The sequence below is a fragment of the Hyphobacterium lacteum genome (assembly GCF_036330345.1).
Taxonomy (GTDB): domain Bacteria; phylum Pseudomonadota; class Alphaproteobacteria; order Caulobacterales; family Maricaulaceae; genus Hyphobacterium; species Hyphobacterium lacteum.
Map to the genome: position 1 here is coordinate 330,396 of NZ_JAZDRP010000003.1, position 20,607 is coordinate 351,002.

The 20,607-nt window shown below is 61.2% G+C and carries 24 protein-coding genes and 1 tRNA gene; 6 read left to right on the forward strand and 19 right to left on the reverse strand.

The window, feature by feature from the left end; all coding sequences use genetic code 11:
* Positions 1-24 precede the first annotated feature (24 nt).
* From V0U79_RS06445 to ftsE, 4 genes are read right to left on the reverse strand one after another with little or no spacing between them, the layout of a single operon-like run.
* On the reverse strand, positions 25-756 hold the full coding sequence (locus tag V0U79_RS06445; RefSeq protein WP_330198659.1) for a lysophospholipid acyltransferase family protein: 732 nt from the start codon (positions 754-756) through the stop codon (positions 25-27).
* Positions 753-1,355: a YdcF family protein gene (locus V0U79_RS06450; protein WP_330198660.1), complete on the reverse strand. Its 603-nt coding sequence runs from the start codon at positions 1,353-1,355 to the stop codon at positions 753-755. Before V0U79_RS06450 ends, V0U79_RS06445 begins: the two co-directional genes overlap by 4 nt.
* Before the next feature lie 20 nt (positions 1,356-1,375).
* The gene (locus tag V0U79_RS06455; RefSeq protein ID WP_330198661.1) at positions 1,376-2,290 is read right to left on the reverse strand and encodes a cell division protein FtsX; all 915 of its coding nucleotides are present in this window, start codon (positions 2,288-2,290) and stop codon (positions 1,376-1,378) included.
* Complete coding sequence (gene ftsE / locus V0U79_RS06460; protein WP_373696451.1) at positions 2,287-2,955, reverse strand: cell division ATP-binding protein FtsE; 669 nt, start codon at positions 2,953-2,955, stop codon at positions 2,287-2,289. Before ftsE ends, V0U79_RS06455 begins: the two co-directional genes overlap by 4 nt.
* 95 nt (positions 2,956-3,050) lie before the next feature.
* Here ftsE and V0U79_RS06465 point away from each other — a divergent pair, with 95 nt between their 5' ends.
* Complete coding sequence (locus tag V0U79_RS06465; protein ID WP_330198663.1) at positions 3,051-3,812, forward strand: MJ0042-type zinc finger domain-containing protein; 762 nt, start codon at positions 3,051-3,053, stop codon at positions 3,810-3,812.
* A 3-nt stretch (positions 3,813-3,815) separates the two neighbouring features.
* On the opposite strand, the gene V0U79_RS06470 is transcribed toward V0U79_RS06465, so the two are convergent.
* From V0U79_RS06470 to argH, 3 genes are all read right to left on the reverse strand, one after another.
* A complete protein-coding gene (locus tag V0U79_RS06470) occupies positions 3,816-6,356 on the reverse strand; it encodes a DUF4175 domain-containing protein (RefSeq protein WP_330198664.1) in 2,541 nt (846 codons plus the stop codon).
* Between the two features lie 62 nt (positions 6,357-6,418).
* Entirely contained in the window at positions 6,419-6,547 is a 129-nt protein-coding gene (lptM, locus tag V0U79_RS06475) for an LPS translocon maturation chaperone LptM (RefSeq protein ID WP_330198665.1), read from the reverse strand.
* Entirely contained in the window at positions 6,544-7,953 is a 1,410-nt protein-coding gene (gene argH / locus V0U79_RS06480; protein WP_330198666.1) for an argininosuccinate lyase, read from the reverse strand. Before argH ends, lptM begins: the two co-directional genes overlap by 4 nt.
* A gap of 30 nt (positions 7,954-7,983) precedes the next feature.
* Between argH and V0U79_RS06485 the strand changes: the two genes are divergently transcribed.
* Together V0U79_RS06485 and V0U79_RS06490 are read left to right on the forward strand one after the other, a co-directional pair.
* Positions 7,984-8,568, forward strand: a complete 585-nt coding sequence (locus V0U79_RS06485) for a TlpA family protein disulfide reductase (protein ID WP_330198667.1) — start codon at positions 7,984-7,986, stop codon at positions 8,566-8,568.
* A gap of 74 nt (positions 8,569-8,642) precedes the next feature.
* Positions 8,643-9,155, forward strand: a complete 513-nt coding sequence (locus V0U79_RS06490; protein WP_330198668.1) for a hypothetical protein — start codon at positions 8,643-8,645, stop codon at positions 9,153-9,155.
* Between the two features lie 70 nt (positions 9,156-9,225).
* Here the strand turns inward: V0U79_RS06490 and V0U79_RS06495 are convergent, their stop codons facing one another.
* The 8 genes from V0U79_RS06495 to gluQRS form a co-directional block, all read right to left on the reverse strand.
* Positions 9,226-10,167 (reverse strand): electron transfer flavoprotein subunit alpha/FixB family protein, encoded by a 942-nt coding sequence (locus tag V0U79_RS06495; RefSeq protein WP_330198669.1) that lies wholly within the window; start codon positions 10,165-10,167, stop codon positions 9,226-9,228.
* Complete coding sequence (locus V0U79_RS06500) at positions 10,167-10,916, reverse strand: electron transfer flavoprotein subunit beta/FixA family protein (RefSeq protein ID WP_330198670.1); 750 nt, start codon at positions 10,914-10,916, stop codon at positions 10,167-10,169. Before V0U79_RS06500 ends, V0U79_RS06495 begins: the two co-directional genes overlap by 1 nt.
* A gap of 181 nt (positions 10,917-11,097) precedes the next feature.
* Positions 11,098-11,682, reverse strand: coding sequence for a YceI family protein (locus V0U79_RS06505; RefSeq protein ID WP_330198671.1), 585 nt, complete (start codon positions 11,680-11,682; stop codon positions 11,098-11,100).
* Positions 11,683-11,803: 121 nt separating this feature from the next.
* Positions 11,804-12,379: a cob(I)yrinic acid a,c-diamide adenosyltransferase gene (locus V0U79_RS06510; protein ID WP_330198672.1), complete on the reverse strand. Its 576-nt coding sequence runs from the start codon at positions 12,377-12,379 to the stop codon at positions 11,804-11,806.
* 3 nt (positions 12,380-12,382) lie between these two features.
* Positions 12,383-12,589, reverse strand: coding sequence for a twin transmembrane helix small protein (locus V0U79_RS06515; protein WP_330198673.1), 207 nt, complete (start codon positions 12,587-12,589; stop codon positions 12,383-12,385).
* Between the two features lie 54 nt (positions 12,590-12,643).
* Positions 12,644-13,720: a Rieske 2Fe-2S domain-containing protein gene (locus V0U79_RS06520; protein WP_330198674.1), complete on the reverse strand. Its 1,077-nt coding sequence runs from the start codon at positions 13,718-13,720 to the stop codon at positions 12,644-12,646.
* A gap of 10 nt (positions 13,721-13,730) precedes the next feature.
* Positions 13,731-14,663, reverse strand: a complete 933-nt coding sequence (locus tag V0U79_RS06525; RefSeq protein WP_330198675.1) for a DMT family transporter — start codon at positions 14,661-14,663, stop codon at positions 13,731-13,733.
* 46 nt (positions 14,664-14,709) lie between these two features.
* Positions 14,710-15,585 carry a tRNA glutamyl-Q(34) synthetase GluQRS gene (gluQRS, locus tag V0U79_RS06530; RefSeq protein ID WP_330198676.1) on the reverse strand — a complete coding sequence of 292 codons (876 nt, stop codon included), beginning with the start codon at positions 15,583-15,585 and terminating at the stop codon, positions 14,710-14,712.
* A gap of 68 nt (positions 15,586-15,653) precedes the next feature.
* Here gluQRS and V0U79_RS06535 point away from each other — a divergent pair, with 68 nt between their 5' ends.
* Together V0U79_RS06535 and V0U79_RS06540 are read left to right on the forward strand one after the other, a co-directional pair.
* Complete coding sequence (locus V0U79_RS06535; protein ID WP_330198677.1) at positions 15,654-16,313, forward strand: alpha/beta hydrolase; 660 nt, start codon at positions 15,654-15,656, stop codon at positions 16,311-16,313.
* 190 nt (positions 16,314-16,503) lie between these two features.
* Positions 16,504-17,067, forward strand: coding sequence for an HNH endonuclease (locus V0U79_RS06540; RefSeq protein WP_330198678.1), 564 nt, complete (start codon positions 16,504-16,506; stop codon positions 17,065-17,067).
* 61 nt (positions 17,068-17,128) lie between these two features.
* Here the strand turns inward: V0U79_RS06540 and V0U79_RS06545 are convergent, their stop codons facing one another.
* The 3 genes from V0U79_RS06545 to V0U79_RS06555 are packed head-to-tail and all read right to left on the reverse strand — an operon-like array spanning position 17,129 to position 18,903.
* Positions 17,129-17,632: a demethoxyubiquinone hydroxylase family protein gene (locus V0U79_RS06545; protein WP_373696452.1), complete on the reverse strand. Its 504-nt coding sequence runs from the start codon at positions 17,630-17,632 to the stop codon at positions 17,129-17,131.
* A gap of 59 nt (positions 17,633-17,691) precedes the next feature.
* Positions 17,692-18,204, reverse strand: a complete 513-nt coding sequence (locus V0U79_RS06550; RefSeq protein WP_330198680.1) for a disulfide bond formation protein B — start codon at positions 18,202-18,204, stop codon at positions 17,692-17,694.
* Between the two features lie 57 nt (positions 18,205-18,261).
* Positions 18,262-18,903 (reverse strand): exopolysaccharide biosynthesis protein, encoded by a 642-nt coding sequence (locus V0U79_RS06555; protein WP_330198681.1) that lies wholly within the window; start codon positions 18,901-18,903, stop codon positions 18,262-18,264.
* Between the two features lie 98 nt (positions 18,904-19,001).
* Between V0U79_RS06555 and V0U79_RS06560 the strand changes: the two genes are divergently transcribed.
* Positions 19,002-19,086 (forward strand) — tRNA-Leu (locus V0U79_RS06560).
* 127 nt (positions 19,087-19,213) lie between these two features.
* Here V0U79_RS06560 and V0U79_RS06565 read toward each other — a convergent pair.
* Positions 19,214-20,494 carry a TadE/TadG family type IV pilus assembly protein gene (locus V0U79_RS06565; protein ID WP_330198682.1) on the reverse strand — a complete coding sequence of 427 codons (1,281 nt, stop codon included), beginning with the start codon at positions 20,492-20,494 and terminating at the stop codon, positions 19,214-19,216.
* Between the last annotated feature and the right edge of the window lie 113 nt (positions 20,495-20,607).

Genomic DNA, 20,607 nt, shown 5'->3' on the forward strand with positions numbered 1-20,607 from the left:
GACGCTTCCTGACAGGGGCGGGCCTCAGGCCCGGTTGGCGCGCAGCGCGCGCGTTCCGTCCTGAATACGCGATTGAAGCGTTTTCATGAAGTCATCACGTGACAATCCCGGTGCGATTGGCTCAAGGAACTGGATAACCGCTTTACCCGGACGACGGATAATCCCGCGCCCGGACCAGTAATCACCGCTATCCAGTGCCACCGGCACGCAAGGCACTTCCATGGCATTGTAGAGACCGGCGACCCCGGGCTTGAGATCATCAAACTGCCCGGGCTTCATGCGTGTGCCTTCCGGGAAAATAAGGATCTGACGGCCTTCGGCGGCGCGATCGCGGGCGTCGCGCAGCATCTTGCGGAGGGCTTTCGCCGCAGCGCCCCGATCAACGACAATATTGCCCAGCTTCATGGCAAACCAGCCAAATACAGGCAGCCAGGCGAGCTCCTTTTTCAGGATGATCGCAGGATCCTCGAGGATTTGCCAGAAGGCCTGGGTTTCCATCATGCTCTCATGGCGAGAGGCAATCAGTGCGCCGCCTTCGGGCAGGTTTTCCTGCCCGCGCACTTCATAGGTCTGGCCACAAATATACTTCAGACCGCCAAAAATCAGTCCCAGCCAGAACCGGAAAACGGCCCGCGACCAGCTGCGCGGGAAAAGCAGAAGCCAGATAACGGCAAAACCGATGATCATCATCGTGCCGTACATCCAAATCACGAACAGTAGTGAGCGAAGGATTGTCAGCGGGCCGGCAGGTTTCATTCTTGATTATCCGATAGAGAACCGCGCGCCAGTTCGCGCACGAAAACCGCAGAAAATTTCAGATATTCCAGCGCCCAGCGGCGGGCCGCTGTCGCGTTTTCCCAGGGACGCGGCGAAGCGACCGGATAGGCGATCAGCTCGCGCTCCGGCATCAGCGCCCGCAATTCCAGGATAGAGCGGGGAATATGGTAGTCGGACGTCACAATGATCAGCCGGTCAAAACCGTGCTCTTCGGCCCAGGCAACAGCCTCGCGCGCATTGCCGACCGTGTCGGTGGCCTCCCGGCCCAGATCGATACAGCAATCAAAGAGGTCCCGGTCTATACTCGCGGAATTCCGCAGGGCCTCTCCGGAAACCGATGGATTGACGCCGGAAACGAGCAGGCGGTCACCCGCCCCGTCTTCCAACAATTGCACCGCCCGCTGAAGCCGGCCTTCGCCTCCGGTCAGGACGATGATCCCGTCCGCCCTTAATCCCGCGGGCGTTTCCAGCGCCGACACGTGCCCGGCATATCCGGCAAACCCGGCCATCAATCCGAACACGATGAGGAAGGCTAACCCCCTCAGCCATTGCCCGTTATTTGCCCGCTCACGCGCCATGGATTTCCGCTCTCCTCGTCCTACCAACGCTTGCGCAATTCTTCCTCCACCGCCAGTCGCGCAGACAGTGCAGCCACGAGGCCAGCGATGAGAGGGGCAGCCAGAAGGGCGGCAATCTCGAAAGGCGCAAAAATCAGCTCTGGCAGGAAGTACAGCGCATCGGCATTGCTGCCGCCCACTGCTACCAGAATCGCGATCAGTGCGGCAAACCCTGCACCGGCAAGGCCGGCTTTCAGGCCGAGGCTGAAAAAGCGCCGTTCAAACAGGCCGGCGATATAGCCGTCGGTTGCTCCGACAATGTGCAATGCATCGGCCACGTCCTGCCGCGCGGCCAGAGAGGCCCGGGCCGCAAAGGCGATAACCGCAGCGGCGGCTCCCAGAATCAATGCCAGCAATCCGAGCGCCAATAATCGTGCCAGCTGGCTGGCGCGGGCAACGGCACTGGCCCAGCGGCCATGATCATCGACATCAGCCATAATGCCGGCATTGTCGAGCGCAGATGCAATCGCGGCCGTGTCGACAAGTTCCGGTTCGGCCAGCTGCACATCAATCAGCAGAGGCACCGGCAGGTCAGCCGGAAGGCCGGAGGTCCCGAACCAGGGTTCCAGCAGCGCCTCCGAAGCTGCCCGGTCGCGCGGCGTGGCACTGGCAATCCCCGGCAAGTCCTGGATCAGCTCTGCAGCCAGCCGGGCATCATCCTCGGCGCTGCGGCCGTCGACCGGCCGGACCTGAACGGTCAACGAGCCTTCCAGATCCGACATCCAGCGCTCGCTCGATGTCCAGGCGCCGCGTGCGCCCAACGCAGCCAGGCAGGCCAGGAAAACCAGGATCGCCGCGACCGCGAACAGCGGCCGGTCCCGCCCTGAATCCGGTGGCAGGAGCGGCGAATTCCCGCCCGGCGGCGGTTGCGGTATATCTGGTGTTTCGTCACTCATGCAGCCCGCTCCCGATAGGTCAGGCGGCCATCGGCCAGCGACATGACCGGGGCATCCAGTGCACGCACCAGTGTCAGATCGTGGGTAGCAATGAGAACGGTGGTGCCTAGACGATTCAGTTCGACGAACAGCCTCAACAGCCGCCGCGCCATATCCGGGTCAACATTGCCGGTCGGCTCGTCCGCAATCAGCAATTCCGGCTGGTTGACGACAGCCCGTGCGATGGCCACCCGCTGCTGCTCGCCGCCAGACAATGTCGCAGGCAGCGAATCCATGTGGTGGGCCAGCCCGACCCAGTTCACCAGTTCGGCGACATCCTCTGCATAATCGGACCGTTTCTGGCCGGCGACCCGCAAGGGCAGGGCAATATTCTCGAAGACGCTGAGATGGTTCAGCATCCGGAAATCCTGGAACACAACACCGACGCGGCGGCGCAGATCCGGCAATTCCTTGCGGTGAAGGGCGGCCGTGTCGTGTCCGAAATGCTCGATGACGCCGCGCGAGGCCTTGTGAGCCATGTGGATGAGGCGCAGCAACGAGGTTTTCCCCGCACCAGAGGGCCCGGTCAGGAAGGTGAAACTGCCCCGATCCAGCTGAAAGGACACGTCCTTCAGGATTTCCGGGCCGCGCCCATAACGCATGCCAACAGACTCGAAGCGGACAATCACTTCGGATTCACTTTGTGGAAAGGGGTTCACGCCAGTTTCTGTCAAAGGAATTCCTGCAGCTTCGGCTGCCTTGTGAGGTGAATCGGTAGCCCATGATACTGAGCTGTCCGAGTTGTGAAACGCGTTATCGCGCAAATCCGTCGGCCATTGGCATGAATGGACGGCGCGTGAAATGTGCTGCCTGTGGTCATATCTGGACTGCACGCAACGAGGAAGAGCCGGTTCTCGAGCCGATTGACCCGATCCCGCCAAAGCCCGAGCCCGAACCGGTTGCCGAAGAGCCCGTCCGCAAGGCGCCGCACCGCGCTTTCCGCGAACGCGCTGAACAGCGCCGCCAGGAACAGATCCGCAAGGCGGCCGCGGGCGCCTGGGGTGGTCTCGCGGTGGCGATTGCTGGCGTTTTCGCCGTTGGGTTTCTGTTCCGCGCCGATATCGTCAGTGCCTGGCCGCAAGCTTCCAGTGCCTACGCCGCCGTTGGCATCGAAGCCAATGCCTATGGCGTGATGATCGAATCCCTGGAAATCGAGCGCGGCGAGGAACATGGCATCCCTACCGTGGTCCTGACTGGCGAAATCCGCAATATCGACCGTCAGGCCCGGATGGCGCCTGCGCTTCAGGGCCGTCTGCTGTCGCAAAGCGGGCAACCGGTCCTCGAATGGACGGTTGTGGTTGATGGTGACATCATGGCACCCGGCGAACGCCGTGCCTTCCGCTCGGTTGTGACTGATCCACCCGAAAATGCCAGCGAAGCCGAAGTCTCGCTGGCCGGGCTCGATGTGAGTTATGAGCGCGGCGAACCGGCGTTGGATGAGTCGCACGAGGAAATCGCTGCTACCAGCGACGCACATCACTAGGCGTCAGGATCCGAACCGGTCCAGCAGGCGCTCGATATAATCCAGCTCATCCTGATCCAGACCCTGTTCGGCGGCACGCTCACGTAATTCCTCGAGAATTTCTCGCGCTCGCAGCCGCTCGGCCTCGTCGGGAATTTCAACACCCGCGCCATCAGAGAAGCCGCCGGAATCACGCGGGCGGCCCAGCGGGTCGGTCTCGCCCTCATTGCCGGCCTGTTGCGCATCCTGCGCTCGCTCCAGAAGATTCTGCGCGAGTTGTTCCGCACCATCACGCAGCGACTGAAGCGCTTGCTCCTGCTGCCCGACCGCGCCCTGTGCATCGCCGTTTTCCAGCGCTTCCTGGGCCCGGCGCATGGCCTCGGCCGCATCGCCAAAGCTTTCCCCGCTTTCACCTGGCAACGCCTGAGCGAGCGATTCCAGCCGGCTGGCGAGATCACCTTGCGCATCGGCCAGCGCCCGCGTGCCCGGCGTATTGGCGCCCGGCTGCGAATTCTGGTTCGGGCTGGTGCCCATCTGTGAACCTTCCTGCCCGCCGGGCTGTCCCGGTTGACCGGGTTGCCCCTGGCCCTGCTGGCCGCCTTCAGCCTGGTCGAAGGTTTCATCCTGCAACTGGCGCTGTTCGCCGATCACATCGCCCAGCTCCTCCAGCGCTTCGCGCATGGCTTCACTGATAGCATCGGACTGTTCGCTATCGCCTTCACCAGTTTGCAGGGTGAGTTCCAGATTGCGCAGCATTTCGCCGAGAGACTGCAGGGCTTCGCGCGCATTGGCGGTATCGCCGAGCTCGGCAGCATCGCGCAGCGCATCCAGCAATTCCTGAAGTCCCTGCGTATTCAATTGACCGCCCTGGCCCTGACCTTCAGCGACCCGGCCTTCTTCGGCGGCTTCGCGGGCGAGCGCCGCCAGATAATTGTCCATGGCTTGCTGATAGGCCTCAAACAGCGGTGCCAGTTCGGTTTCATCAGCGCCGCGGGCGAGCGCTTCCATCAGCGCCCGTTCGGCGGCACGCAGTGCGCGTTCGGCATCGGCCAGCGATCCCAGCTCTGCGCGCAGCGCGATCTGCCAGAGATTATCTTCGATCGGTCCGATCTCGTCGAAAGAACGAGCCCGGCGCAATCGGTGCAATTCGTTGCGCAGGCCCAGATAGACCATGCGGTCTTCAAAGAAGTATTCCGGCGCATCGGTCATCGCATCCAGCGCCAGTGCAACACGCTGCAAGTCATCAGATGCCCGCTCGATCCGCCGCTCCGGTTCCTCGCCCTGGAAGGGCGGCAGAGCCTGCACGTCATCCATGTAAAGCGGCTCACGTTCGGGCAGCGGGGCATAGTCATGCGACGAGGCAATCACGATGCGGCGTTGCTCCGACACTGCCCGCGCCAGCGGATCAAGGAAAACCCGTTCCGGCAGGGTGAGCGCGATGCTCGGAGAACGACCGGTATTTCCTCCACCATCTTGCGCTGCTATCCGCAGATCGACGCGCGACCCCGCAAGCTCATGTTGTGCCGTTGAGACGGTCGCTACGAAGCCTGACTCGCCCCGGGTCAAATCGTTGGGATCAATCTCGATCGAGAACCATTCAGCGTCGGTATCGCCTTCCGGACGGAATTCGACCTGAAAGCCCGTCGCCCCGTAATCGTCGTCGACTTCGAATTCGAGGATGAGCTCGCCTTCGACATTCGCATCCGGCGCGGCGGCGATCCGAATGTCCGGTGGTGTGTCGGCAATGGCGGTGATCCGGTAGGCAGCGCGTTCGCGGCCGGCGCGGAGCGTCACCACAGCATCAGCTCCGATCGTCATATGGCTTTGCCAGACGCCATCTCCGATCTGACGGTTTTCGGCGCGATCGCGGCCATTGCGGACATTCGGTGCCCGTCGGACGCCGGCGGTACGCACAACCAGTTCCGAGCCGGCAGGCGTCCGGGCCTCGGTCTGTCCGTCCTGAAAGAAGATCGGCGCCAGGCCTGTGTAGGCCGGCGGGTTCAGCCAGATGTCGACCTGGGCGGTTTCCACGCCACGATACACCGGCGCAAATCCGAAGCTTTCAAAAAGGCGTCCGCGGGCCAGATCACCGGCGACAATCCAGCCGGCCGCAATCAGCACTATGACCGCGCCGCGCAATCCCCAGCTGTCAGCCTTGGCCCAGGCCGCGTGCGGACGCCGCGCGTGCGCGCCTTTCAGGCGCTCGGCCATGCGTTTCTGGTGAGCCGCCCATACGGCATCGTCTTCGGGCGTTGAGCGGGCAGGCCGGTCAATCAGCGCTTCGTGCGGGCGGGCGGAAATTCCCGAATCGTCCTCGACCCGGCGCGCCGCGTCCTCACCGTCAGGCCATTCAATTGTGCGCAGCCGTTTCCAGCCCAGCCAGAATGAGAAGCCAACGGCCGCCAGATAGGCAATGGCTCGCCAGGGGTCGCCCAGCTGGTCCCACAGTCCGAATATCGAGACAGACGCGTAAAGGCCCATGAGAAGCGCGGCCGGCCAGAGAACCGGAGCCAGCGTCTCCCAGTACAGCGCAAGACGCGCCTGGATCAGGGGCCAGACTTTCATGACAAGGAAACTAGCATCTCACGGTCAAACGCCTAGCAGCGCCTGCATTACATCTTGGTGAGCTAGGAGGCGTCCTGTGCCTGCTCCGGTCCGCCCCACGCCGGTGGCGGACGCTCGAGATCGCCCCGCAACCCGCAGCCTGCCACGGTCAGGCCACCAATGATGACGATCAGGGTCACGAGCTTTTTCATTGGGCCTGCCTTTCCTTCAGCCGCTCTTGCCAGAGCTTTACCTGTTCTTTTACGCGGACCGGTGAGGTTCCGCCATAGCTGGTCCGGCTTTCCATTGAAGCCCGCGCGGAAAGGACGGAGAAGACCTTGTCGGTCAGGCCCGGCTCTACCGATTGCATGTCCGTCAGGGTGAGGTTTGCGAGCGGCACATCCTTGCCTTCGGCGAGTTTCACCAGACTGCCAGCGATATGGTGGGCTTCACGGAAGGGTTTGCCCAGTTCGCGCACGACGAAGTCGGCCAGATCGGTGGCGTCGGAATAGGCTTCCCCGGCCGCGGCTTCCATCACGGCGGTGTTGAAGCTGAGATCACCCGCCATGCCGGTCATTGCCAGCAGCGCCAGTTCCAGATCGTCGAACGCCTGGAAGACCGGTGCCTTGTCCTCCTGCAGATCCTTGGAATAGGCGAGCGGCAACCCCTTGACGACTATGATCAGTGTCTGCAGCGCGCCGGCGATCCGTCCAGGCTTGGCCCGAACGAGCTCGGCAGCGTCCGGGTTACGCTTTTGCGGCATGATCGACGAACCGGTCGAGAAGGCATCCGTCAGCTGCGCAAAGCCGAAGCGCTTGGAGGTCCACAGGACAATTTCTTCAGCGAAGCGTGACAAATTCACCGCGCAGATCGTGGCCGCCGACAGGGCTTCCAGCGCGAAATCGCGGCTGGACACACCATCCAGCGAGTTCGCCATCGGCCGGTCGAAGCCCAATCCTTCAGCGGTTATTTCGCGGTCGATCGGGAAAGCCGTGCCGGCGAGGGCGGCACAGCCCAGCGGCGATTCATTCATGCGCTTAGAGGCATCGGCAAAGCGCCCGCGATCCCGCTCGGCGGCTTCCACCCAGCACAGGAGATGGTGGCCAAGGCTGACCGGCTGGGCGGTCTGCAAATGGGTAAAGCCGGGCATGACGGTGTCGGCGTGCTCTGCGGCCCGTGCGACCAGTGCGGTCTGATAAGCCTCCAGCAGAATCTGCATGCGCTCACAGGCCTGACGCAGCCAGAGCCGGAAATCGGTTGCCACCTGGTCATTCCGGGACCGCGCCGTGTGCAGGCGGCCCGCCGGTTCACCGATGATTTCCTTCAGACGCGCTTCGATATTCATGTGAACATCTTCCAGCGCAGTCGACCATTGCATCTTGCCTGAAAGGACCTCTCCACGGATCTGTTCGAGACCGCGCTGGATTGCCGCGCCATCTTCGCTTGAAATGATACCGGTCGCGGCCAACATTCCCGCATGCGACATGGAACCGGCAATGTCTTCCAGCGCGAGTCGTTGATCGACCCCGATGGAAGCATTGATGGCTTCCATGATTTCAGAGGGCTTGCCGGAGAAGCGGCCGCCCCAGAGTGCATTACTTGTCTTTCCGTCCGTCATGGCCGGGTCCAGTCGTGAAAGGGTTCAGCGATGCAGGCATCGCATATCAAGATCGGTATTATCACTTGCACGGTCATTTTGCTGGCGGCAATCGTCTATGTGCTGTTTTCCGGTATGGGCCGGCCTGCGGCATCTGGGCTGGAAACCTATGCGCGGGGTGAAATGTCGGGATTCCGGACGCTCGATGACGCCCCGCCCCGGCCGTCGCATACCTTCATTGATCCTGAAGGCGTCGAGCGCACGCTGGCCGATTTCGAGGGACAGGTCATTCTGGTGAATTACTGGGCAACCTGGTGCGCCCCCTGCATTGTCGAGATGCCCGCTCTGGATGAATTGCAGGCGCGCTATGGCGGCGACGACTTCCAGGTAGTCACCATCAGTGCCGATCGCCGGATTGAATTGGCGGAGCAGTTCTTCCAGGAAAACGGTCTGGAGAATCTGCCTGTCTACCATGACAATTCCTTTGCGGGCCCGACATCCGTTGGTGCACGAGGGCTGCCAATATCCATCCTTTACAGCCGCCGCGGCGTCGAGATGGGCCGCATGCCGCGTGATGCTGAATGGAATTCCGAGGATGCCCATGCCCTGATCGAGGCGGCCATTCGCACCGGCTGATCGCATGACCACGAATTAACGTGCTCTCCTCCGTCCGGAGGGGAATAGTCCCCCGCCAGAACGAGGGGGATGAGATGATCCATTCTGCACGGCTATTCGCGGCCGCAATTTTGACCGCTGGCTTCAGTGCCGGCGCTTTCGCACAGGACCAGGACTCACTCGATGCGCTGATCGATGCGACCTATGCGGTGATTTCCGGCGGTGTCGGAGAGCAGCGCGACTGGGATCAGATGCGCAGCCAGTTCCTGCCAGACGGGTCGATGACGGTCGTCAATCCGCGGCCCGATGGCACGACACTTGCTCGCACGCTCACCGTCGACGATTACATCGAAGCCAGCAGTGAATTCCTGATGCAGGTCGGATTTGTCGAACGCGAAACCCGGCGCGCCACCTATATCTATGGAGAGGTCGCGACGGTGCTGAGTGCCTATGAAGGCTATCGCACAGATACGGACGAGGTCTTCGTCACCGGCGTCAACACATTCGTTGCGGTCTGGACGGAAGGCGAATGGAAAATCGCTTCCATCAACTGGCGCAACGGTGTCGCCATTCCTGTCGAGGATGCCTTCATTGATCGCGCAGAATAGGTCTGCACGCATAGAAAAAGCCCCGGAGCGGAAGCTCCGGGGCCTTTCCTGAAGCGGACGGCGTGGGTCCCTAGAGACCGGCCTTGGTCAGTTCTTCTTCCAGTTCTGGCAGGACCTTGAACAGGTCTGCCACCAGTCCGTAATCGGCGACCGAGAAAATCGGCGCTTCTTCGTCCTTGTTGATGGCGACGATGATCTTGGAGTCCTTCATACCGGCCAGGTGCTGGATGGCACCGGAAATGCCCACGGCGATGTAGAGCTCGGGGGCCACGACCTTGCCGGTCTGACCAACCTGATAATCGTTCGGCACATAGCCGGCATCCACAGCGGCGCGCGAGGCACCGACCGCGGCGTTCAGCTTGTCGGCAATCTTGTCCAACAGGACGAAATTGTCGCCCGACTGCATGCCTCGGCCACCAGAGATGACAATCTTGGCTGCCGTCAGTTCCGGGCGGTCCGACTTGGACAACTCTTCGGACACGAATTGCGACTTGAACGGACCCGCAGGCGCATCGATGGTCTCGACGCTGGCAGAGCCGCCATCGCCCACCTTTTCAAACGTGGTCGGGCGAACCGTGATGACTTTCTTCGCGTCGGAAGACTTCACCGTCATCATCGCATTGCCGGCATAGATCGGACGCACGAAGGTGTCGGCGCTTTCCACCGCGACGATCTCGGACAGCTGCATCACGTCCAGCTTGGCGGCGACACGCGGGGCAAAGTTTTTGCCCGTCGTGGAGGCGACCGCCATCAGCACATCGTAATTCGCCATCAACGGCACAACCAGCGCTTCCAGCGCTTCGGCCGTCGGTTTGGCGAAAACCTCAGCGTCGGCGTGCAGCACCTTGGCGACACCGTCGAGACCGGCAGCGGCCTTGGCGACGTCACCGGCACCGGATCCGGCGACCAGGACGTGAATGTCCCCGCCGATTGCCTTGGCAGCAGAGACGGCTGCGCGCGTGGCGTCATTGAGGGTGGCATTATCGTGTTCGGCGACGAGAAGGATGCTCATCAGATCACCCCTTCCTTGTTCTTCAGCTTGTCGACCAGTTCGGCGACGCTTTCGACCTTGATACCGGCTTCGCGCTTGGCAGGCTCGGTGACCTTTACGACCGACAGGCGCGGTGCGATATCGACGCCATAATCGCCAGGCGCCTTGATATCGATCGGCTTGCGCTTGGCCTTCATGATATTCGGAAGCGATGCATAGCGCGGCTCGTTGAGACGCAGATCGGTGGTAATGACCGCCGGCGTTTCAACAGCAATGGTTTGCAGTCCGCCATCGATTTCGCGGGTGACGCTGGCCTTGCCGCCATCAATCACGACTTCCGAGGCGAACGTCGCCTGCGGCCAGTCGAGCAGGGCCGCCAGCATCTGGCCGGTCTGGTTCGAATCGTCATCAATCGCCTGCTTGCCCAGAATGACCAGGCCCGGCGCTTCTTCTTCGACCACTTTGGCCAGCAGCTTGGCAACCGCCAGAGGCTCCACCGTTTCATCGGTCTGGATCAGGATGCCGCGATCAGCACCCATGGCCAGAGCGGTGCGGATGGTTTCCTGCGCCTGGGCCGGGCCGATCGACACCACCACGATCTCGTCGACACCGCCTTTTTCCTTCATGCGCACGGCCTCTTCGACCGCGATCTCACAGAAGGGGTTCATCGACATTTTCACATTGGCAAGATCGACGCCTGTCTGGTCGGGTTTGACCCGCACTTTCACATTATAGTCGATCACCCGTTTGACGGGCACGAGTATCTTCATGGAACTTCCCCGGTCTGCGCGGGCGTGGAACAGCCCGCATCAATCCTCTGGACAAGAAATAGGGCGCGAAACTGCAATTGCACACCGCGGAAGTCAACGCATCTGCCGCACCGCACAAACCCGCATGCACAAAGGCCGGCCCAAGCGGACCGGCCTCCGTTCAGAGTGACGTGGACGTCAGCTATTCGCCGTCGGTCGCCGCCACTTGCAGCTCGGTATTGATGGTGATGACCACCTCGTCGGAAACCGCCCCGGCATAGATGCCGATGGTCTGGCCCCAATCGGTGCGGGTAATCGTGCCCGTGGCGGTGAAGCCGGCCGTGCCATCATCGCGCAGGCGATTGAGCGTGACATCCAGCGAAACCGGAACCGTGACGCCGATAATCGTCAGGTCGCCGGACATCGTGCCGGTCACGCCATCCTCGGTTTCAAAGCCCGTGGCTACGAAATGCGCGGTCGGATATTCGGCGGTATTGAAGATCTCGTCCGAGTTCAGGTGGGCGATGAAACGGTCATGGTGTGCACCCACCCAGATGCCATCGACCAGGTTGAAAGTGATGTCGACGGTCGAGTTGGACGGATTGTCGAAGTCCAGCAGAAGCGTGCCGTCATAATCGGTCAATTGCAGGGATTGGCGCGACAGCCCCTGGTGCATCCAGCTGGCCTCGATCAATGTGTGAGCCCTGTCGAAATCATAGGCGACCGGATCGGCAAGGGCGGCCGTCGCGGTCAGTGTGGCAATGGCGGTGGCGGTCAGGAATTTCATGGGGAGGCTCCCGGTCTCTCATAAATCTGGTAGCAGCAGAGTGCCGATGACTGCAACAAATAGACGATTGCCGGTCAGCGGCTAGTCGGTGGGGTTGCAAATTGCTTGTTCCCGAGCGGAATTAATCGCGGGAAGCTCCGGGCACCCATTTGACGTCGGCCCGGCCTTCGTCATTGGCGATGCGCGCTAGCACAAATAGCAGATCGGACAGCCGGTTGAGATAGCGCACGGTTTCCGGGTTCAGCAGCGGATCGGTGTCAGCCAGCGCCACCGTCCGCCGTTCGGCACGGCGGCAAACGGTGCGCGCGACATGCAGGCGCGCTGCGGCTTCCGAGCCTGCTGGCAGAATGAAGCTGTCCAGCGGTTCCAGCTTCGCATTCCACTCGTCGATGGCGGTTTCCAGCGCTTCGACCTGTTTTGCGGTCACGCGCAGCGGTTCAAAACCCGGGTCTTCGCCGGTGTCCGGAACACACAGATCAGCACCCAGATCAAACAGCTCATTCTGGATCCGCTCGAGCAGCTTATCCAGCGGAGACCCCGCCAACATGACCCGCGCCAGCCCGATAGCGGCATTGGCTTCATCGACACTGCCATACGCTTCAACGCGGAGATCGGTCTTGCCGACCTCGGACATGTCACCCAGCCGGGTCCGGCCGGCATCGCCGGTCTTCGTGTAGATTTTGGTGAGGCGAACCAAGCGCTAGCCCGCCATCGACTGTTTGATCATGAAGCCCACCACCATCAGGATGATGGCGACGAACTGGATGCCGACCCGGTAGCGCATGAGCACGTTCGAGCGTGCTCCGGCGCCTTCGCCGCCCCGCGCCATATTCACGAAGCCGAGGACAAGCGTCACCAGTACAGCCAGAAGTGACAGGACGATCAATATGTTCAGGAACATCATCATGAGCGATTACCTAGGCCTCAGCGCGGTGCGCGTCCAATCACGCTTTGTCGCACCCTAGCTGCGCCAGCGCAGCGTCTTGTTTTCTTTCAGCGGATTGACGAAATCAGCGCCCTCCTTGCGATGCTTCTCCCAGTTCCGCCGCAGGGCGAGATACCATTTGGCCGGAATGTCGCTGTCATGGATGAACATCTGTGGCGGATCGTAGGACAGACCGATCGCCTGCGAGTCCACGGCCGTTGAATCCTGCTTCATGAAGACATGGATGGCGCGCCGGATCAGCCATTTCGGCACCAGCGAGACCGCGGCATGGTTCCAATAGAGAATGATCGAGATGATGGTCTTGTTGGCGCTCACCGGCGTGACAATCGTCACCGTGGTGACGTGCTTGTCGCCCGCCTTCATGTATTCCGGGCGCAGACCGGGCAGCTCCAGCTGGATCTCGGTCGTGATGTCTTTGCCGAACAGCTTGTAGATGAAGGAGTTCGAGGACGGCTTGTGCGGCAGCATGGAAAAGCCGCGATCGATCGGTCCGAACGTCTTCTGCTTTTCATGCATGGTCTTGGGCGTGCGCCACCATGACTGGTTATGGATATAGGGAATGTGCGCCGGATCCATCAGGCTGATAACGGCCGCATCCATGTCACAATGGAAATCGCACTCCTCATACATCCGGACTTTCGAATCCCGGGGAATGTCGAGGGTTGGCGGCGGCAGGCAGGGCTCGGCATCATGGTCATAGCCAAACCAGATCCAGACAATCCCGTAGCTTTCATGCACGCGATAGGTCTTGGCTTTGATCTTCGAGATATCCATCGCCTCGGTCTGATCGGCCGTCAGCGAGGGAATGAAGGCGCATTGTCCGTCGGGCCGGAAGCGCCAGCCATGATAGGGGCACTGAACCTCGGTGCCGGTCTCGCCCTTCACCATTTCGCCGCCGGACAGAAGAATCGCCCGGTGTGGACAGATATCCGTCATCGCAAAGGCTTCGCCCTCATGCGTGCGGCCAAACAGGATCAGTTCGCCCAGACGCTCCTTCTGGACCATCTGGCCGGGTTTGACCTCGTCCCCGACAATCCCGAAATACCAGAGATCGCGCAGGAAGACGTCATTTTGAGCGGTGTCGTTAGCCATGCCTTCGTCTCTAGCCCTTGCCGGGCGGTTTCGCCAAGCCGCGAGATGCCGCAGTGCGTGAACGCCGTTGCACCCAGTAGACGCCAGTCATCACCAGGGCGGCGCCCGCATATTGCATGGGCGCGAAGGCTTCGCCGAACATTATCCAACCGGCGATGGAGGCCACGACGGGCTGGATCAGGATAATGATCGAGGCCACCGGGGCGGGAACGCGGCCCAGCCCGAAGGCAACACCTCCCTGACCGATAATCTGTACGCCGACGGCGAGCCCGATCAACACCAGCCAGTCAGTCAGCGTGGGAGGCATGATGTCTTCACCAAAGCCAAGCGCTGTCAGTGCCAGGATGGGCGCCGTCACCAGAGCGGTGAAGAAAATCACTGTGCCGGTCGAGGCAAAGCGGCGCGCCTGCCGCACCGCCAGAATATAAGAGGCATACCAGACCGCTGTAGCAATCGAGAGCGCATCGCCCGGCCAGCGATCTGGGGCCACGGTCAGGTTTCCGGCTGAAAGGAGGGCCGCGCCGGCGACGGCCAGTCCGGCTGCCATCAGGAATTGCCGCGTGATGGTTTCCTTGAAGATCAGCCAGGCTGCCAACACCACGAAGACCGGCTGGAGATTGGCGAGGAAGGTCGCATTGGCGACGCTCGTGATCTTGATGCCGGCATGCCAGAAGGCGAGATCGCCAGCGAACAAGAGGCCGGGCAAGGCAAGATGGAGCCATTTCTTCGGGCCCGACGGTGCATCGGCCTTGGCGGGTGGGTTGCGGTCGAACTGCATCCACGCGAACGCAAAGGGGATCGTCAGCGCCATGCGCCAGAAACCGACGGTTTGCGGGCCCAGTTCCGACAGCTTGACCAGCGGTGCGGCCATTCCAATAGCCACTGCCCCCATGATCAGAACGATCAGGCCCACAAGCACAGATTTTTCGGACGTGTCGGTCATGCCCCCTCCTGATCGCCCGCTTATACCCCTTCCGGGGAAAGGCAAATCACCAATTGAAACCGAGCTGCAGACGCAGCTCGCGCGCGCTGATGCCGCTATCGCGGATGGATTTCAGCGTCAGGGATCTGTCCCGCTTGGCAAGCCGTTTGCCGTCCGGCCCCGTCAGCAGGGCATGATGCCGATAAACGGGGACGGGAAGGCCAAGCAGGGATTGCAGGATGCGGTGCACGGACGTAGCGAAAAACAGATCCTCGCCTCGTATGACATGGCTGATGCCTTGCAGCGCATCGTCCATGGTGACGGCGAGGTGATAACTGGTGCCGACATCCTTGCGGCCGATAATGACATCGCCAATCAGATCGGCCCGGATGGCGATCTCGCCCGTTTCGCCGTTGGGGCCATGGCCTTCCTCGATGAAGGTGAGCCGCGACAGATCGCCCAGCTCGGCCTCGACTGCGCGCAGAGACAGCCGCCAGGCAAAGGCCTCGCCGGCGTCCAGCCGTTCGGTTTCCTCGTCCGCGCTCATTGGTTCGGCCGGGCGGGGATAGATCGCGCCGTCCGGTCCTTCGCCGGGATGATGCGGCGCACGCGCAATATCCTCCAGGATTTCCTTGCGCGTCTTGAAACAGCGATAGACGAGGCCGCGAGCTGCCAGCTGATCAATGGCGGCATGGTATTCCGGGAAGTGCTCCGACTGACGTCGGACAGGGGCCTCCCACTTGAGACCCAGCCAGGCCAGATCACCATGGATCGCCTGCTCGAATTCCGGCTTGCAGCGCGTCGTGTCGATATCCTCTATCCGCAGCAGAAAACGTCCGTCTGCCGCGCGCGCAGCATCAAAAGCACTCAGCGCCGAAAAGGCATGGCCCTTGTGCAGATAGCCGGTTGGCGAGGGGGCAAATCGGGTCACGAATTCGCTCATGTCTTCAGTGTTTCGCGCCTGCGCTTGCCATCTTCAAGTCCCCGCGCTCAGCCCTATAGTCCGCAACGATGATGATTGACGGACCCAGACAGCCACCCGCCAACGGGCAAAAGCCGCGCAAGCTGGTGATTCTCGTGCATGGCTATGGCGCCAATGGCGAGGATCTGATCGGCCTGGCCGGTCAGTGGGCCCGCGATTTGCCTTATGCGCAATTTGTTTCGCCCAACGCCCCCGAGCCGGTGCCGGGCGCGCCCAATGGCTATCAATGGTTCCCGATCACCCGGCTGGATCCGGAAGAGGCCAATCGGGGCGTTGAAATGGCGGCGCCGATCCTCAACACCTTTATCGATCAGGAGCTGACCCGTTACGGTCTGACCGATAATGATCTGGCACTGGTCGGCTTTTCTCAGGGCACCATGATGTCCCTGCATTGCGGTCTGCGTCGGTCGCCCGGTCCGGCCGGTATTCTGGGATATTCCGGCGCCATGCCCAGCCGCATGACGCTGAAGGAACAGATCCGGTGCAAGCCGGCCATCCAGCTGATCCATGGCGACCGCGACGATGTCCTTCCGCTGGGTATGATGTTCGATGCCGCCGAAGGCCTCGCCGAGGCCGGCGCGTCCTGCCAGTGGCATATCTCGCCCGGCGTGCCTCATGGAATTGGTCCGGACGGGCTGGACATTGGCGGGCGTTTTCTGGGCAAGGTGTTTTCCGGCGCCTACGCCTGAGAAATCCCTGCTCAAGGGTTAACATCAGCGTCATAGGCGCGTTACGTATTTGGCGGTATAAATAGTCCATACGGAGATCGGCGTGATTCGCTGAGAATCCCGCCGCATCACCGTTCAGGGAGGTGCGTGTTCAGGACGCTTGCTAGGCATATGTGCATGGCCGGTCCCACCCCGCAAAAGGGAGGGCGCCATGCAAGTGCTTGAAAAGGCCCCGTCCGGATGGCCCTGTCTCGTTCTCAATGCCGATTATCAGCCACTGTCCTACTGGCCGCTTTCCGTGTGGAGCTGGCAGGAGGCGGTGAAGAATGTCTTCCTTGACCGCGTCACCGTGGTCTCGACCTATGAAGACAAGATCCGTTCGCCGTCCGTGGAAATGGAAGCGCCATCAGTTGTGGCTTTACATGAATACGTCGCCCAGAACCGGGCGCCGGCTTTCACCCGCTATAATGTCTGGCTGCGCGACGGTTTCGCCTGCGTCTATTGTGGCCGCGACAAGGTCGAGGATCTGACCTTCGATCACGTCATCCCGCGCTCGAAAGGCGGCTGCACCTCGTGGGAAAATATCGTCGCGGCCTGCTCGCCCTGCAATCTGAAGAAGGGCGGACGCACACCCCGCCAGGCCGGCATGCCCGATCCGCGCGCCTATCGCCCGAACATGCACCAGCTGCAGGCTCAGGGAAGGCGATTCCCGCCCAAATACCTGCATGCCAGCTGGATGGACTATCTCTACTGGGATGCGGAGCTGGAGCGCTAGAGTATTGCCAGCAAAAGTGGGAACCAGTTTTGCGGTTCGGCAATACGGCTGAAAGAGTCTTCTATATCTTTGTCGTCAGCGCGATGGCCGTGCGGCAGCCAGCTTCGATAACCCGCGACAGCACCGGATAGCCGAACGCCTCCCTCGCGCCTTCGTCGACGGCGAGGTCCTTGTGCGCGACTTCCTCGTCGCGGAACTGGGTGAAGCGCGTCGATAATTCGGTTTCACCGGCCGCTTCCAGCTCGGCGATCTGGTCGGTGTAATGGCCCTCGATCACCGTCTCGACCGCTTCGGTGCAGGCATGGGCAGCTTTCTCGCCCATCAGCGCCGTGGCGACGCCGAGTGTGCGCCCGGCAATTTTCCAGATCGGCATCAGCGCGGTCGGGCGGACACCGCGTGTGCGGATATAATCATCAAAGGCATCCAGATGCGCCTCCTCGTCTTCGGCCATATGCTGCAGCTGGTTGGCGATATGCGTCTTTGACGGGATTTTCGAGAACACGGCCAGCTGGCCCTCATAGATCGCCACGGCACCATATTCGCCGGCATGATCGACGCGAATCATCTCCGCCGTGCGGGCCTCGTCGGCAATTTTGCCGGGCAGTATGGGGCGCGGCGCGCGGCTCACCGGCGCTTGATCCCGATATAGGCCGAGGCAATGGCCAGGCCGAACGACATGATGGCATTATAGCCGGCCATGGAGATGCCCAGCAGTGTCCAGGCCGCTTCATCGCAGAGAACGACCGGGGCTGTTCCATCCAGCACCGCCATCAGATCAACCGTCGAGAAATCCACCGAGCCGGTTGTCGTGCAGCTGGCGGGGCCTTCCCACCAGTCATATTCAATCCCGGCATGCCAACCGGCGAAATAAGCGGAATAGGCCAGGATTGCCGCGAGTAAGATGCAGATCCACATGGCGTATTTCTGCAGGGCAGGGACAAACATCATGCCCAGCCCGCCAGCCAGCCCGGCAAGGATGACGGCCTTGTGGATATGGCGCTGGTCATAGCAGAGCGCGCACGGCTCATAGCCCAGCACATACTGGAAGAAATAGGCGCCCCCGAGGATCAGGGCGGAGGCGATCGCGGCCAGAATCGGCCAGCGCTGGGCAGTGAGGCAAGACGTGATCGAATTCATGGTATGGAGTTTAGGGCGTGGCAGGGGCTTGGAAAAGCGCGCATTCAGCCGCAGGGGCTATCCGCCACTCACAATTCCGCGACCCCATTCGATCAGCGCATAGATCAGCGCCGGGCCGCCAATCACCAGGATGGCGATCCAGACAATCCCGAGCAGCAATCCCAACAGGATCAGCAGACCGTCGCGTGTGATCAGCCCCAGAGATCCGATCGCCACGGCAATGCCCGGTGTCGAGTTTGTCAGCGGCAAGGGTGTCAGGATGGAGACGCAGAACAGGCAGAAGACGGCACCGACCACGCGCTCGCCGATATGGCCGGACAGGAATAAAAGACGCGGCCGCGCCAGACGTTCCATCCAGCCGAACCATTTGCTGGCCGTCCGCCCCATCCGCACCAGCCCGTCCCTGGTCATCTGGCGGGCGCGGAATTTTTCCGGAAACCAGGGTTCGTTGCGGCCCGCGGCCATCTGGAAGGCCAGGGCCGCCATGGGCACGGAAACGATTTGCGGGATGACGTAGAGGAAGGGAATCGTCACCGGAATTGCCAGTGCGAAAAGCATGACCCCGAAGGCCCGCTCGCCGAGCGCCTCGATGAATTCACCCAGCGAAATGCCGTCTTCCGGGGCCGTCTCTCCGATATGGACAAGGCGCGCCACCAATCCTTCGGAGGCATCTGAACCGGGATAGGAAGCTTCGCTCATTCCGCCCTCTTAGTGCGATTTCTCAGGAGTGAACAGACGCCGCGCGGGCCTATTGCATTGGGAAAGGGTTGCGGGCATTTTCCGCCTCCCGCAACGGAGCCCCTGTGGCGGAACTGGTAGACGCGACGGATTCAAAATCCGTTTTCTTCGGAAGTGCCCGTTCGAGTCGGGCCAGGGGCACCAGCCTTCGCTCGCTGACGCGAGCTTCGGCTGGGCAAGCCAGATGCCAGAGCGAAGATAGATCTTATCAGTCTCGGGTGGCGAACATCCTTCCCTGAGCATGTGCCAGTGCCGAGATCATCATCAGGCGTTAGTTCACCAGAACGATGCGCTGATTGGCGCTGGCATAAAGCTCGCGGGAAACCGGTGTCTCGGACGCGTTCGGATCGACCGTTACCAAAAGTGTGCTGCCACCAGAGTAGGTGAACGTATCCGCCACCAGAGCCGTATAGGGCGAAGGATTGCTGGTGATGCCACCGCCCGAAACCGTAAGGTGCTGATTTGGCAGGTAGATATTGCCCTCGTAATAGGTGCCCGCCCCGCCAGACAGATGACTTCTGTCTCCGATGTTCGGTTCATCCGGGTCGAGCATGACAAGCATGGAGCGCATCGGCCCGTCCTGCGGTGCCGTGAAATAATATTCGCCACCGCCTGACCATTCGAGGCCGGCGTCTTCACCCGTCAGGAAGAAGCTGACTTCCTCACCTTCCATCCGGCTGCCGCCCGTCGAGCGGAATTCACCAACGATCACGTAAACACCGGGGTGGAAGATCACATTGTCAGCGCTGGACACATTCAGCCCGCCACAATAGGTGCCCGGATAGAGGTCGAATGTTTCATGGCCAGATACGCGTACCTCCTCGTCATGATCACACGGACCAACGACGGGGCGGTAATGGCTGTAGAAAGGGTCTTCAATGACAGCACAGTCAGGCGTTGGCGCCGGTGTCATCCTCTCGAGGCCTTGTTTTACGCCACCGACGAAACAATTCTCGCCCGAGTTCAGCGAGCCGCCGCCGCTAAAGTTGACGGCTTCATCATTGTTCGAATTGACGTGTACGATGCAGTTCTCAGCATAAAAGCTGGAGCCGCCGGACGCTTCGATTCCACGGTCCTCAGTCAGGTTGAGCGCCAAAACACAGATCGGCAGTACATCGCCAGGCGTAACGCGAGCCGTCGCTGTCACCTCTGGCTCGATCGTATTGATGCCGACGAGTCCCAGAAAATTTGTCGGTATGGCGGTGGATATATCGACTGTCGCATCAGTGCTGGAGACCGAAACCGCGATCGAAAAGTCTGTCAGGTCGTTGAAGTCGGCAAGATTGTTGCGGGTCAGATCGGTAGCTGACTGCACACGAACCGCATCGGTCTGCCGGCGGAGTACCATGGCTTCAAGTGCCCCCGTGTCGGCAGCCTGCTGCATCCGGTCGCGGACATTCTCTGCACGCGCGAGGTCCAGGGCACCTCCGCCTGCCGCCGCCATGGGCAATAGCGCGAGCGAGAAAACAATGGCGACATTGCCACCTTTGTTCGTTAGCCAGCGTTTCGCCAGCTCTACGGTTTGAGCCCTCATTCCTGAGACCCAACGCATGTCAGCCTCCATAATTGGGACCGCTAACATACAATGCAGCTATTGATATCTGGTTTGGAAACACGGTGGATTTTTGGTTAACGGATGCCTGCCGGAAGAGATCGGATTGAGCT

What these genes read in the sequence shown, in the direction of transcription:
- V0U79_RS06445 (WP_330198659.1), bottom strand. Translation starts at nt 756, where the DNA reads ATGAAACCTGCCGGCCCGCTGACAATCCTTCGCTCACTACTGTTCGTG.
- V0U79_RS06450 (WP_330198660.1), bottom strand. Translation starts at nt 1,355, where the DNA reads ATGGCGCGTGAGCGGGCAAATAACGGGCAATGGCTGAGGGGGTTAGCC.
- V0U79_RS06455 (WP_330198661.1), bottom strand. Translation starts at nt 2,290, where the DNA reads ATGAGTGACGAAACACCAGATATACCGCAACCGCCGCCGGGCGGGAAT.
- V0U79_RS06465 (WP_330198663.1), top strand. Translation starts at nt 3,051, where the DNA reads ATGATACTGAGCTGTCCGAGTTGTGAAACGCGTTATCGCGCAAATCCG.
- V0U79_RS06470 (WP_330198664.1), bottom strand. Translation starts at nt 6,356, where the DNA reads ATGAAAGTCTGGCCCCTGATCCAGGCGCGTCTTGCGCTGTACTGGGAG.
- lptM (WP_330198665.1), bottom strand. Translation starts at nt 6,547, where the DNA reads ATGAAAAAGCTCGTGACCCTGATCGTCATCATTGGTGGCCTGACCGTG.
- argH (WP_330198666.1), bottom strand. Translation starts at nt 7,953, where the DNA reads ATGACGGACGGAAAGACAAGTAATGCACTCTGGGGCGGCCGCTTCTCC.
- V0U79_RS06485 (WP_330198667.1), top strand. Translation starts at nt 7,984, where the DNA reads ATGCAGGCATCGCATATCAAGATCGGTATTATCACTTGCACGGTCATT.
- V0U79_RS06490 (WP_330198668.1), top strand. Translation starts at nt 8,643, where the DNA reads ATGATCCATTCTGCACGGCTATTCGCGGCCGCAATTTTGACCGCTGGC.
- V0U79_RS06495 (WP_330198669.1), bottom strand. Translation starts at nt 10,167, where the DNA reads ATGAGCATCCTTCTCGTCGCCGAACACGATAATGCCACCCTCAATGAC.
- V0U79_RS06500 (WP_330198670.1), bottom strand. Translation starts at nt 10,916, where the DNA reads ATGAAGATACTCGTGCCCGTCAAACGGGTGATCGACTATAATGTGAAA.
- V0U79_RS06505 (WP_330198671.1), bottom strand. Translation starts at nt 11,682, where the DNA reads ATGAAATTCCTGACCGCCACCGCCATTGCCACACTGACCGCGACGGCC.
- V0U79_RS06515 (WP_330198673.1), bottom strand. Translation starts at nt 12,589, where the DNA reads ATGATGATGTTCCTGAACATATTGATCGTCCTGTCACTTCTGGCTGTA.
- V0U79_RS06520 (WP_330198674.1), bottom strand. Translation starts at nt 13,720, where the DNA reads ATGGCTAACGACACCGCTCAAAATGACGTCTTCCTGCGCGATCTCTGG.
- V0U79_RS06525 (WP_330198675.1), bottom strand. Translation starts at nt 14,663, where the DNA reads ATGACCGACACGTCCGAAAAATCTGTGCTTGTGGGCCTGATCGTTCTG.
- gluQRS (WP_330198676.1), bottom strand. Translation starts at nt 15,585, where the DNA reads ATGAGCGAATTCGTGACCCGATTTGCCCCCTCGCCAACCGGCTATCTG.
- V0U79_RS06535 (WP_330198677.1), top strand. Translation starts at nt 15,654, where the DNA reads ATGATGATTGACGGACCCAGACAGCCACCCGCCAACGGGCAAAAGCCG.
- V0U79_RS06540 (WP_330198678.1), top strand. Translation starts at nt 16,504, where the DNA reads ATGCAAGTGCTTGAAAAGGCCCCGTCCGGATGGCCCTGTCTCGTTCTC.
- V0U79_RS06545 (WP_373696452.1), bottom strand. Translation starts at nt 17,632, where the DNA reads ATGATTCGCGTCGATCATGCCGGCGAATATGGTGCCGTGGCGATCTAT.
- V0U79_RS06550 (WP_330198680.1), bottom strand. Translation starts at nt 18,204, where the DNA reads ATGAATTCGATCACGTCTTGCCTCACTGCCCAGCGCTGGCCGATTCTG.
- V0U79_RS06555 (WP_330198681.1), bottom strand. Translation starts at nt 18,903, where the DNA reads ATGAGCGAAGCTTCCTATCCCGGTTCAGATGCCTCCGAAGGATTGGTG.
- V0U79_RS06565 (WP_330198682.1), bottom strand. Translation starts at nt 20,494, where the DNA reads ATGCGTTGGGTCTCAGGAATGAGGGCTCAAACCGTAGAGCTGGCGAAA.